The sequence below is a fragment of the Streptomyces sp. SID5643 genome, from assembly GCF_009872555.1.
Lineage (GTDB): Bacteria > Actinomycetota > Actinomycetes > Streptomycetales > Streptomycetaceae > Streptomyces > Streptomyces iakyrus.
In genome coordinates, this window is sequence record NZ_WWIC01000274.1 from 1 (window position 1) to 11,348 (window position 11,348).

14 protein-coding genes are annotated in these 11,348 nt (G+C 72.2%); 8 read left to right on the forward strand and 6 right to left on the reverse strand.

The window, feature by feature from the left end; translation table 11 throughout:
* Nucleotides 1-5: 5 nt before the first annotated feature.
* On the reverse strand, nucleotides 6-302 hold the full coding sequence (locus GTY56_RS30540) for a DUF4235 domain-containing protein (RefSeq protein ID WP_031108703.1): 297 nt from the start codon (nucleotides 300-302) through the stop codon (nucleotides 6-8).
* A 34-nt stretch (nucleotides 303-336) separates the two neighbouring features.
* On the reverse strand, nucleotides 337-1,368 hold the full coding sequence (locus tag GTY56_RS30545) for a glutathione S-transferase family protein (protein WP_161368529.1): 1,032 nt from the start codon (nucleotides 1,366-1,368) through the stop codon (nucleotides 337-339).
* Nucleotides 1,369-1,507: 139 nt separating this feature from the next.
* Between GTY56_RS30545 and GTY56_RS30550 the strand changes: the two genes are divergently transcribed.
* Nucleotides 1,508-2,419, forward strand: a complete 912-nt coding sequence (locus GTY56_RS30550) for a cation diffusion facilitator family transporter (RefSeq protein WP_161368541.1) — start codon at nucleotides 1,508-1,510, stop codon at nucleotides 2,417-2,419.
* Nucleotides 2,420-2,506: 87 nt separating this feature from the next.
* Here the strand turns inward: GTY56_RS30550 and GTY56_RS30555 are convergent, their stop codons facing one another.
* Both GTY56_RS30555 and GTY56_RS30560 read right to left on the reverse strand, forming a co-directional pair.
* The gene (locus tag GTY56_RS30555; protein WP_161368530.1) at nucleotides 2,507-2,956 is read right to left on the reverse strand and encodes a nitroreductase family deazaflavin-dependent oxidoreductase; all 450 of its coding nucleotides are present in this window, start codon (nucleotides 2,954-2,956) and stop codon (nucleotides 2,507-2,509) included.
* Nucleotides 2,957-3,063: 107 nt separating this feature from the next.
* Complete coding sequence (locus tag GTY56_RS30560; protein ID WP_161368531.1) at nucleotides 3,064-3,696, reverse strand: LysE/ArgO family amino acid transporter; 633 nt, start codon at nucleotides 3,694-3,696, stop codon at nucleotides 3,064-3,066.
* A gap of 350 nt (nucleotides 3,697-4,046) precedes the next feature.
* Here GTY56_RS30560 and GTY56_RS30565 point away from each other — a divergent pair, with 350 nt between their 5' ends.
* Both GTY56_RS30565 and GTY56_RS30570 read left to right on the forward strand, forming a co-directional pair.
* On the forward strand, nucleotides 4,047-5,243 hold the full coding sequence (locus GTY56_RS30565) for a cytochrome P450 (protein WP_161368532.1): 1,197 nt from the start codon (nucleotides 4,047-4,049) through the stop codon (nucleotides 5,241-5,243).
* Nucleotides 5,244-5,256: 13 nt separating this feature from the next.
* Nucleotides 5,257-5,454, forward strand: coding sequence for a ferredoxin (locus GTY56_RS30570; RefSeq protein ID WP_161368533.1), 198 nt, complete (start codon nucleotides 5,257-5,259; stop codon nucleotides 5,452-5,454).
* 9 nt (nucleotides 5,455-5,463) lie between these two features.
* Here the strand turns inward: GTY56_RS30570 and GTY56_RS30575 are convergent, their stop codons facing one another.
* Nucleotides 5,464-6,015: a TetR/AcrR family transcriptional regulator gene (locus tag GTY56_RS30575; protein WP_161368534.1), complete on the reverse strand. Its 552-nt coding sequence runs from the start codon at nucleotides 6,013-6,015 to the stop codon at nucleotides 5,464-5,466.
* Between the two features lie 90 nt (nucleotides 6,016-6,105).
* On the opposite strand from GTY56_RS30575, the gene GTY56_RS30580 reads away from it, so the two are divergent.
* The 3 genes from GTY56_RS30580 (at nucleotide 6,106) to GTY56_RS30590 (ending at nucleotide 8,217) form a co-directional block, all read left to right on the forward strand.
* Nucleotides 6,106-6,564 (forward strand): nuclear transport factor 2 family protein, encoded by a 459-nt coding sequence (locus GTY56_RS30580; RefSeq protein ID WP_161368535.1) that lies wholly within the window; start codon nucleotides 6,106-6,108, stop codon nucleotides 6,562-6,564.
* Between the two features lie 27 nt (nucleotides 6,565-6,591).
* Nucleotides 6,592-7,128: a flavoprotein gene (locus tag GTY56_RS30585; RefSeq protein WP_161368536.1), complete on the forward strand. Its 537-nt coding sequence runs from the start codon at nucleotides 6,592-6,594 to the stop codon at nucleotides 7,126-7,128.
* Nucleotides 7,129-7,248: 120 nt separating this feature from the next.
* On the forward strand, nucleotides 7,249-8,217 hold the full coding sequence (locus GTY56_RS30590) for an aldo/keto reductase (protein ID WP_161368537.1): 969 nt from the start codon (nucleotides 7,249-7,251) through the stop codon (nucleotides 8,215-8,217).
* A 16-nt stretch (nucleotides 8,218-8,233) separates the two neighbouring features.
* Here GTY56_RS30590 and GTY56_RS30595 read toward each other — a convergent pair whose 3' ends face one another.
* The gene (locus tag GTY56_RS30595) at nucleotides 8,234-9,073 is read right to left on the reverse strand and encodes a phytanoyl-CoA dioxygenase family protein (RefSeq protein ID WP_161368538.1); all 840 of its coding nucleotides are present in this window, start codon (nucleotides 9,071-9,073) and stop codon (nucleotides 8,234-8,236) included.
* A gap of 100 nt (nucleotides 9,074-9,173) precedes the next feature.
* Between GTY56_RS30595 and GTY56_RS30600 the strand changes: the two genes are divergently transcribed.
* On the forward strand, nucleotides 9,174-10,094 hold the full coding sequence (locus GTY56_RS30600) for a helix-turn-helix domain-containing protein (protein ID WP_161368539.1): 921 nt from the start codon (nucleotides 9,174-9,176) through the stop codon (nucleotides 10,092-10,094).
* Nucleotides 10,095-10,468: 374 nt separating this feature from the next.
* Nucleotides 10,469-11,348 (forward strand): sigma-70 RNA polymerase sigma factor region 4 domain-containing protein (locus GTY56_RS30605; protein ID WP_161368540.1); only part of this gene is annotated, 880 nt, incomplete at its 3' end.

Genomic DNA, 11,348 nt, shown 5'->3' on the forward strand with positions numbered 1-11,348 from the left:
GGCGGTCAGTCCCGGCCGCCCTTCTCGCCGACCGGCCAGGTGCCGGTCGAACGCTCGATGGCCTTGGCGCCCGCGCGGTCCACGGCGCTGCGCACTACGGCGAAAATCGCGCCCTGGATCGCGGCGGCCAGGAGGACCTCGCCCCAGCCGCGGTCCTTGTCCAGGGCGTCGGGCGCGTCCTCCTCGTGCCGGATCGCCATCCACGTCTTGCGGAAGGCGAGCCCGGCCAGCCAGCCGCCCGACCAGCCGAGCACGAATCCGAGCGGCTGGTACGCGAGGGACATCTTCTTCTTCTTTGCCACGGCAACTCCTAGATGGCTGAGGGTAGTGAAGTGGTCAGGGGGTGTGCGCCGCCGGAATCCGCTCCTCGGCACGGACCGGCCCGGGCGGTGTGCCGTCACCGAACGGCCGGCCGCCCAGCTCCTCGCGGTGGTGCGGGGTCAGCCAGCCGGACAGGTCCGGGCCCACAGGGACGACGCGGGTCGGGTTGATGCCGGTGTGCACCTGGTAGTAGTGGCGCTTGATGTGGTCGAAGTCGACGGTGTCGCCGAACCCGGGGGTCTGGTACAGGTCGCGGACGTACGCCCACAGCACCTGGTTCTCCGTCAGCTTCCAGCGGTTGCACTTGAAGTGACCGTGGTAGACCGCGTCGAAACGCACCAGCGTGGTGAACAGCCGGATGTCCGCCTCGGTGATGGTGTCTCCGACGAGGTAGCGCTGCCCCTCCAGCCGCTTCGCGAGCAGCTCCAGCCGCCGGAACACACCCGTGCAGGCGGCTTCGTACTCCTCCTGCCCGGTGGCGAAGCCCGCCCGGTAGACGCCGTTGTTGACGTCCTCGTAGATGTCCGCCATCACCTCGTCGATCTCGTCGCGCAGCGCGTCCGGGTACAGATCGGGCGCGCCGTCCCGGTGCAGGGCCGTCCACTCGGTCGCGAGGTCGAGGGTGAGCTGCTGGTAGTCGTTGGTCACCAGCCGGCCGCTGGGAACGTCCACGAGCGCCGGCACGCTGACGCCACCCGGATAGTCCGACTCCCGGCGGTCGTACGCCTCACTCAGGAAGCGGATGCCGAGGACCGGGTCGCGTCCGTCCTCGTCCAGCGTGAAGCGCCAGCTGCGGTCGTCCTGGATCGGGTCGGCCACGGCCAGGGACAGGGAGTCCTCCAGACCGAGCAGCCGCCGGGAGACCAGCGACCGGCTCGCCCAGGGGCAGGCACGGCTGACGACCAGGCGGTAGCGGCCGGCCTCCACCGGCCAGCCGTCCCGGCCGTCCGCGGTGACCCGGTCCGCGAAATGCGCCTTGGACCGTTTGAACGCCCTCCTTCCATAGGCTGTGTTGCCGTCGTCGCCGTCGCCGTCGTCGCGGCTCATGGGAATGACCTCCTTGCCGTACGTGGGCCCTGGTGAACGCGTTCCCCGTTTTCCGCCGACGGCACGGTGTGAGTACCCCCGACCGGGGCAATCGGCGTGGGTGACTGATGAAGGAAGTGATCACAAGACACGCGTCACCGTGCTGGTGGCGCTCGCGGCCAATCTGGTGATCGCGGTGGCCAAGGCCATCGGCGGCCTGGCGGCGGGGTCGCCCGCCCTGCTGTCCGAGGCGGCCCACTCGGTGGCCGACAGCCTGAACGAGGTGTTCCTGCTCGCGGCGCTGCGCCGCAGCCGCCGCCCCGCCGACCGGCGGCATCCCTTCGGCTACGGCAAGGAGCGGTTCTTCTGGTCGCTCCTCGCGGCTGTCGGGATCTTCGTCATGGGCGGCTGCTTCTCCTTCTTCCAGGGCTTCGAAGCCCTGACGAGCGGTGCGGAGGAGGAACTCGGCGGCTATGTGGCCGGCCTGATCGTGCTCGGAATCGCCCTCCTCGCGGAGGGCGGTTCTCTGCTGAGGGCGCTGTACCAGGTGCGCCGGCAGGGCGGTGGGCTGCGCGATCCGGCCCTGCGGACGGTCGTCGCCGAGGACGGCACGGCGGTGCTCGGCGTCACCCTGGCCATCGCGGGCATGGCGCTGCACATGGTCACCGGCCAGGTGGTGTGGGAGGCCGCCGCTTCGCTCGCGATCGGCGCGCTGCTGGTCTACGTGGCCTTCCGGCTGGGCCGCGAAGCCAGGGACCAGCTGATCGGCGAGGCGGCCGACCCGGAGACGAGCGGGCGGATCCGGGAGCTGCTGCGGGCCCAGCCCGAGATCGACAGTGTGGAAGCGCTGTTCACGATGAAGACCGGTCTGGACACGGCCCTGGTGGCGGCCCGCGTCGACCTGGTGCCCGGCCTGGACAGCGAGCGCGTGGAGGAGGTCGCCGTGCGCATCAAGCGGTCCATAGCCCGGACGGTGCCCGAGGCCGACCAGATCTTCCTCGACGTGACCGACCGCCCCGCCCGCGAGGCAGCGGAAAGCCCCGCCGCGACGGGGGAGCGCGGCGGGGCCTGAACCTCGCGTGCCCCGTCGCGGCCGGTTCACACCCACGGAGCGGAAAGTTTTTCGTCGGCTGCCCGCGGCGGGCAGCCGGCCCCGGCCTCAGCCGCCCTGGGCCGGCTCCAGGACGAACACCGGAATCTCCCGGTCCGTCTTCTCCTGGTAGTCGGCGTACGCCGGGTACGCCGCGACGGCCCGCTCCCACCACGCGGCCTTCTCCTCGCCCGTGACCTCACGGGCGGTCATGTCCTGCTTCACCGGCCCGTCCTGGAGCTCCACGTGCGGGTCGGCCAGGATGTTGAAGTACCAGACGGGGTGCTTGGGCGCCCCGCCGAGGGAGGCCACCGCGGCATAACGCCCCTCGTGCTCGACCCGCATCACCGGCGTCTTGCGCAGCTTGCCGCTCCTGGCGCCCCGTGAGGTCAGGACGACGACCGGCATCTTCGTTCCCTGCAGCGTCGTGCCCTCCGTACCGCCGGAGCTCTCGTACAGCTCCACCTGCTTGCGCACCCACTGCGTCGGGCTGGGTTCGTACTCGCCTTCCAGAGGCATGGCATCCGTCCCATCGTCGCGTCCGTGGCTCATCGCCACCCGTCTTCAACATCCGTGCCCGCAGGAATCATCCGCACCCCGCCGGATCCGGCCGGACGCGCTGGATCTCATCCCGGTGCGAGCGCCATCCGCACGGCCAGGGCTGTCATCACCCCGCTCGCCGCCAGGGCCGTCGCCAGCCGCCCTCGCCGGCCGGTCAGCGCCCGGCCCAGCAGCGCGCCGCTCCCGGCCAGCAGCACCTGCCAGCTCGCGGACGCGGCGAAGGCGGCCAGCACGAACACGCCCTGCGCCGGCGGACCGGCCGGGCCGGTGGCCTGGGAACCGAGCACGAGGGCCGCGAAGTAGATGACGGTGGTGGGGTTCAGCAGGGTGATGCCCAGCAGGCCCAGGAAGGCCCGGGTGGCACTCGGGGGAGCGGGGGAGGTGCGGGTCGCGAGCCGGTGGCCCCGGTACTCCCGCACGGCGGTGGCGGCACCCCACGCCGCCAGCGCGAGCAGCACCAGCACGCAGACCCAGCGCAGCGGCCCGAGCACCGGCCGCAGCGCGGACGCCAGGGCCGTCCCCCCGAGGGTGGCCGCGAGGGCGTAGAGCCCGTCGGCGGTGGCGACGCCGAGCGCGGCGCAGACACCGGTGCGCAGGGAGGTGCGGGCGGTGAGGGAGACGAGGTAGGTCCCGACGGCGCCCACGGGGACGGCGATGCCGTACCCGGCGAGCAGCCCCGCGACGAGCGCGTCGGTCATGACCGCGGCGGCGTCGGTCCTCCCCGGCGGCCGGACTGCTGCTGTCGGCGGCCGGCGGGAGCGGCGGCGGACAGCGGCGGGACAAGGGTGAACGTCGGCATGGCTGGATCCTGAGGCCTGTCCCGCAGGACCGACAACCGGTTTTCGCATCGGTCCCGCCTCATCCGCGGCCCGGGCGAGGGCGCCGGCACCGCGACCGGGGCTCCACACCCCGGGGCTCGAACAGGATGGCGACATTCCCCGGCCATCCTGGCGCCGTCGGCGACGTGGCCGAACTTCGCGTCGCCCCATAGGTGCCCGGGGCATCTAATGAAGATCGGCACGACGTACTACTCGTCTGCGAGGTCTTCATGACGGACACGACCGCACCCGTCGCCTTCCCCCAGAGCAGGACCTGCCCCTACCACCCGCCCGCCGCCTACGACGCGCTGCGCACCGAACGCCCCCTGACCCGCGTCACCCTCTTCGACGGCCGCGAGGCCTGGCTGGTCAGCGGGCACGCCACCGCCCGCGCCCTGCTGGCCGACCCGCGCCTGTCGTCCGACCGCGATCGGCCCGGCTTCCCCGCGCCCAGCAGGCGCTTCGCCGGGATCCGCAACCGCAGAACGGCCCTGCTGGGCGTCGACGACCCCGAGCACCGCGCCCAGCGGCGGATGGTCGTCGGGGACTTCACCCTCAAGCGCGCCGTCGAACTCCGGCCACGCATCCAGCGGATCGTGGACGAGCGGCTCGACGCGATGATCACCGGGGGCCCCGTCGCGGACCTGGTCAGCGCCTTCGCGCTGCCCGTTCCGTCCATGGTCATCTGCGCCCTGCTCGGCGTCCCGTACGCCGACCACGACTTCTTCGAGGCCCAGTCGCGACGGCTGCTGCGCGGCCCGGAGACGGCCGACGTACTGGACGCCCGCGACCGGCTGGAGACGTACTTCGGCGAGCTGATCGACCGCAAACAGCGCGACCCCGGCACCGGCCTGCTGGACGACCTGGTCCACCGGCAGCTGCGCGAGGGCGACCTCGATCGCGAGGGCCTGATCGCCATGGCCCTCATCCTGCTGGTCGCGGGCCACGAGACGACCGCCAACATGATCTCGCTCGGCACTTTCACGCTGCTCCGGCACCCCGAGAAGCTCGCCGAGCTGCGCGCTGACCCGGACCTGCTGCCGGCCGCGGTCGAGGAGCTGATGCGGCTGCTGTCCATCGCGGACGGCATGCTGCGTCTGGCCGTGGAGGACATCGAGGTGGCCGGGACGACGATCCGGCAGGGCGAGGGCGTGGTCTTCGCGACCTCCGTCATCAACCGCGACGAGACGGTCTACCCCGACCCGGACAGGCTCGACTGGAACCGCCCGTCCCGTCACCACGTCGCGTTCGGCTTCGGTATCCACCAGTGCCTCGGCCAGAACCTCGCCCGTGCCGAGCTGGAGATCGCCCTGCACAGCCTCTTCGCCCGGCTGCCCACCCTGCGCCTGGCCGCCCCGGCCGAGGAGATCCCCTTCAAACCCGGCGACACGATCCAGGGGATGCTGGAACTCCCCGTGACCTGGTGAGAGGCCTCCGCACATGCACATCGACATCGACACGGACGTCTGCATCGGCGCGGGCCAGTGCGCCCTGACCGCCCCGGACGTGTTCACCCAGGACGACGACGGCTACAGCGCCCTGCTGCCCGGCAGGGACCGCGGCGGCAGCCCGCTGCTGCGGGAGGCGGCCCGCGCCTGCCCGGTCGGTGCCATCACCGTGTCCGAGACGGTGGGCTGACCCGGGAGCTCACCCGGTGTCCAGGAGCCGCCGTGCCGCCTCGCGGGCCTCGGCCGCGGGCTCGGCGCTCCCGGTCACACCCGCTGTGACCATGGCCCCCTCGGTCAGCAGGAACAGCTGCCCGGCCAGCGCGCCGGGCAGCCCCGCCGCCGCCACGAGCGAGATCAGGTACTCCCGGAACGCCCGCTTGTGCGACCGCACTTGGGCGGCCACGCGCGCCGATGTGGCCCCCAGTTCGCCGTACGCGTTGAGCCAGGCGCAGCCACGGAAACCCGGTTCGCCGAACCACTCCCCGAGCCAGTCGAACACGGCCAGGATCCGCTCCCGCGGTTCCTCGCGGCGCTCGACGTACGCGGCCAGCTCCCCGCGCCAGCGCGCGTCGCGTCGCTCCAGGTACGCCTCCACCAAGTGCTCCTTCGCCGGGAACAGCTGGTAGAGCCGCTTGAGCGAGACCCCGGAGGTGCCGCGGACGTCGTCCATGCCGACGGCCTGCACACCGCGTCCGTAGAACAGCTCCTCGGCGGCGTCCAGTGCCCGCTCCCTGGCCACTGCGCTGTCCATCGCGACCCTCCTTGACGTGAGAACGAGCGTTCTCCTACGGTAGCAGCCGAGGGGAGAACGCTCGTTCTCCCTTGCTTCCGGGGAGGATTCATGACCGACCGCCCGCCGCTGCCGCCCTTCACCCGCGAGACCGCCGCGCAGAAGGTGCAGGCCGCCGAGGACGCCTGGAACACCCGCGACCCGCACAAGGTCTCCCTCGCCTACTCACCGGACTCCGTCTGGCGCAACCGCGACACCTTCGTCACCGGCCGCGCCGAGATCGCCGAGTTCCTGGCCCGCAAGTGGGAACGCGAGCGGGAGTACGCCCTGCGCAAGGACCTGTGGGCGTTCGACGGCAACCGGATCGCCGTCCGCTTCCAGTACGAGTGCCGCGACACCGACGGGCAGTGGTGGCGCTCCTACGGCAACGAACTGTGGGAGTTCGACGGGCACGGCCTGATGACCCGCCGCGAGGCGAGCATCAACGACGTGCGGATCGAGGAGAAGGAGCGCCGGATCCACGGCCCCCGGCCGGAGTCGGAGCGCGGAGAGACGTTCCCCGTCCGGTGAGTCCGGGCGGTCGCTAGGGTTTCCCGGATGACCGAACAGGCCGCCCGCAAGCCCTTCCTCTACGTCGTCGTCTGCGCCGCAGGCGTCGCCGCGGACGTCAGCAAGCTGATCACCGCCGCTCAGGAACAGGACTGGGAGGTGGGCGTGATCGCGACGCCCGTCGCGATGAACGGCTTCTTCGACACCGCCGCCGTCGAGGCGCAGACAGGCCGTCCGATCCGCTCCACCTGGCGAACTCCGGGCGAACCGCGCCCCTTTCCGGCACCCGACGCCGTGGTGGTCGCGCCCGCCACCTTCAACACCGTCAACAAGTGGGCGGCCGGCATCGCCGACACCCTCGCCCTGGGCACTCTCTGCGAGGTCGCGGGGCTCGGCGTGCCGGTCGCCGTCCTGCCGTGCGTGGCCGACGCGCTGGCCGCCCACCCCGCCTACCGGGACAGCGTCGGACGCCTGCGCGGGATGGGCGTGCGGTTCGGCGAGCCGTACGCGGGAGAGCCCGGGGAGGACGGCGGCCGGCCGGAGTTCGCGTGGGAACGGGCCCTGGACCTGGTCGGAGGGGGCTGACGGCCGGACGCCGGGCGGCAGCGGTGACGGCCCGTCAGGCGCTCCGTACGGCCTGGTCTTCGAGTACACGCGAACACGTACGCTCCCCGTGGAATCCCTCCGAAGGCAGGAGCAGCAACGATGCAGTACGTGAAGCTCGGTTCGACGGGCCTGGACGTCTCACGGATCTGTCTGGGGTGCATGACCTACGGTCTGCCCGACCGCGGCCCGCACGAGTGGACCCTCGGCGAGGAGGCCTCGCGCCCGCTGATCCGGCAGGCGGTCGAAGCGGGCGTCACCTTCTTCGACACGGCCAACATGTACTCCGACGGCACCAGCGAGGAGATCGTCGGCCGGGCCCTGCGCGATTTCGCGCGCCGCGACGAGATCGTGCTCGCCACGAAGGTGTACTACCCGATGCGGCCCGGACCGAACGGCGGCGGACTGTCCCGCAAGGCGATCATGACCGAACTCGACCAGAGCCTCACCCGCCTCGGCACCGACTACGTCGACCTCTACCAGATCCACCGCTTCGACCCGCACACCCCGGTCGAGGAGACGATGGAGGCCCTGCACGACGTCGTCAAGGCCGGCAAGGTCCGCTACATCGGGGCGAGTTCGATGTACGCCTGGCAGTTCTCCAAGATGCAGTACACCGCGCGGCTGAACGGCTGGACGCGTTTCGTCTCGATGCAGAACCACTACAACCTGGTCTACCGCGAGGAGGAGCGCGAGATGCTGCCCCTGTGCGCGGACCAGGGCGTGGGCGTCCTGCCCTGGAGCCCGCTCGCCCGCGGCCGCCTCACCCGGGACTGGGACGCCACGACCGAGCGCAGCGCCACCGACACCTTCGGCAGCAGCCTCTACCAGGAGGGCGACCGCACCATCGTCGAGGCGGTCACCCGCATCGCCGGGGAGCGGGGCGTCCCCCGCGCGCAGGTCGCCCTCGCCTGGCTCCTCCAGCAGCCCACGGTGACCGCTCCGATCGTCGGCGCCTCCCGGCCCGGGCACCTGGAGGACGCGGTGGCCGCCGTGGGGATCGAGCTCAGCGACAAGGAACTGGAGGAGCTGGAGCGCCCCTACGGCCCCCGTCCCGTCGCCGGGCACTGAACGTGCGGCTCGCGGCTCAGTGGGCACCCTGCGGCGCGAACTCCGTGCCGCAGGGTCCCGCCCCCTCGCTCTCCGCCAGCTCCACCCTCGCCCCGTTCATCGCCAGCGTCCGGTAGAAGCGTCCGATCCGCTCGGCCGACCGCCCCACGTAGTGCCCGATGAAGGAACGGCGGAACCGCTCGGCCGCCCGGTTCGGCTGCGAGCCGTGCACCAGGCTCCCGTTGAAGAACAGGACGTCCCCCGGCGCCATGTCCACCGGCACCGGCGCCAGCCCCGGCGGCGGCGGAACGTACTCCCGGGCGAAGGACACGTCCGAGTCGGCGAGCTCCGGACAGAACAGGTCCATGCGGTGTGTGCCCGGCACGACCTCCAGCCCGCCGTTCTCCCGGTCGATCACATCGCAGGCCACCCACGCGGCCACACACGTGCCCGGCTCCACCCGCAGGTAGAAGTTGTCCTGGTGCAGCGCCTGTCCCCGGGCCCCCGGCGGCTTGAAGTAGAACATGCTCTGCGCGGCCAGCACCTCCTCCCCGAGGAGCGCCTCCAGCACCGTCCGCAGCCGGGCGTCCAGCAGGACCTCGCGCGCCGGGCCGTTGATCTCGTGGGGGTGCATGACCCGCGGCCAGACGTGCAGCGGGTCGGCGCCCGGCCCGTCCGCGCGCGGCTCGAAGTGCCCGGGCACCGGACCGGCCGCCCGCAGCGTCGCGAACTCGCCGCACAGCCGCTCGATCTCGTCGGCCCCGAAGAGCCCGCGCACCACCGTGAAACCGTCCTCCTCGAAGCCCTCCCGGTATCGCATGAGGCCGGCGGGGTCCAGGATGGGGGCACCGGCGGCGCTGTTGCCCGTGACTGTCATGAACGCACTCCTCGGTCAGGTGTCATCAGCCGTCATCGGTACGGAACGCTAGGCTCAGGAGCCGCCCAGGAGGATGCCCGTGCGTGCTGACGGATTGCCCATGGCTGCTGGGAACGGGGGCATCGGCGGCTCCGGCGACCCCGGGGATCCCGCTCCGCCGCCCGGTCTGGTGGTGCTCGGCCACTTCGACCAGAACCCCGGCTACGGCGTCAGCCGGCCGTACGGCTCGGCGAGCTGGCTCTTCACCTGGACCACCGCGGGCCGGGGAAGGCTGTGGCAGGGCGGTGCGCGGACCTCGGCCGGCGCCGGTGAACTGGTCGTCCTCGCCCCGGGCGTCCCGCACGGCTATGCCGTCGAGCCCGGCGCCCGGCACTGGCGGTTCTGGTGGGCGCACTGCCAGGCTCGCCCCTCCTGGGCCGCGTGGCTGCGGCCGTACGGCGTCGGGGACGGGATGTACGTCGTCACCTCCGCCCCGGCCGGTGTGCACGGCCGCGTCGAGACGGCGTTCCGGCGGATGCACGCCGACGCCCGCTGGACCGGCACCGAGGCGCCGCCCGGCGCGGCACCGCCGGACGGGCAGGTCGCCGTGGCGCACGGCAGCGCCGCCCGTGAGCTTGCCCTGTGCGCACTGGAGGAGATCGTCCTCCTCACCACCGCCGGCTCCCGGCCGACGGAACCCCGGCCCGGCCTCGACGCACGGATCCGCCGCGCCCAGGAGCTGATCGACGCCGACCCGGGCGCCGCGCACACCGTCCGGTCGCTCGCCGGGGCCGTCGCGCTGTCGCCGTCCCGCTTCGCCCATCTGTTCAGCCGGCAGGCCGGGCAGTCGCCCATGCGGGCCCTGCGCGAGGCGCGGCTGCGGCACGCCGCCCGGTTGCTGGAGAGCACCGACCTGCCGGTGGAACGCGTCGCCGCGGCCTCGGGGTTCGCCAGCCCGTTCCACTTCAACCGCGCCTTCCGTGAGCGCTACGGAGCACCCCCGGGTGTCTACCGCACGAGGCGCGGCGAGCCGCCCCCCTGAGCACTGCTATTGGTTCCCCGGCGGGCCACGAAAGGCAGGGGCCCGGAAGGCGGTCGGCGCTGTGAGCTGCTGTGCAGGCAGTGCCTCAATGGTTTCCGGGCGGCCTCCACAGACGGGCAAATGTGCGGCGCTAAAGGGGGCAGAAGCCAAGGAAATGCCTTTCGCTGCACTGATTGACATTTTGTCAAAAGGCCCTGGCGGCACGTGCAATGCACGAAACGGCCGGATCCCTTGTTCCCTGTCGCTGACCTGTGTAAAGGTGTGCCCTGTCGGCGTGCCCACATCACGCCGTTCTTTCGTATGCGCGAGGCCGACGAGCCGGCATACCCCTTGGTATGGACTTTATACCGCATGTCCTTGAGAGGAATGCAGCCTTGAAAGACGCAGGCCCGTCGAATTCCCCGGCCCCGGCCCGCAGCTTCGGTGCGACGGACGAGCAGCTGAGCGCGGAGCTCAGGAAGTGGACCGGGGCGACGCCCGCACTCCACCCCGTCGGCGAACTGCTGGACCGGCACTGGGAGGCGGCCTTCGGCTACGCCCGGCTGTGCACCGACGGCCCGCGCTCCGCGGGAATCCTCACCACCGCCGCTTTCACCCGGCTCTTCGGCGAAACCCTCCGGCAGAACGGCCCGACCTCCGCATGGCGGTCCCACCTGCTCGTCACCGTGCGGCGTATTGCGGCCGAGTGGGCCGGTGACCACAGAGTCGACATGCTCCACCCGGAGCTGCTCAGCGGCACCGGCGAGGGGGAGCGCCCCGCCTCCCGGCTCCTGCCCCCGCAGCGGCGGCGCCTGCTGTCCGGGGCCTTCCAGCGCCTGCCCCAGTCCGCCCGCTGCCTGCTGTGGCACGTCGAGGTCGAGGCAGAACCCCTCACCTCTCCGGCCGGACTGCTCGGCCTGGACGAGGAGGGCGCACGCGTCGAACTGGGCCGGGCCCGGGACCGGCTGCGCGAGGAATGCCTCCAACTGCACCGCGAAACCGCCCCCGACGAGGAGTGCCGGCGCTATCTGCGCCTGCTCGACGTGACCTACCGGCGCGGGGGTCTCGCCCTCGACCCCGATCTACGCGCGCATATCGAGGGCTGCGGGCACTGCGACGCCGCCGCCGACCAGCTCGACCAGTTCAACCACGGCCTCGGCGCCGCCCTCTCGGAGGCGGTGCTGGGCTGGGGCGGGCGGGCGTACGCGCAGAGCCGGGCGAACGAAGCGGGGGAGGGAACCGGGGGCGGGCGTCCCACGGAGCGCGGGCGGCCCG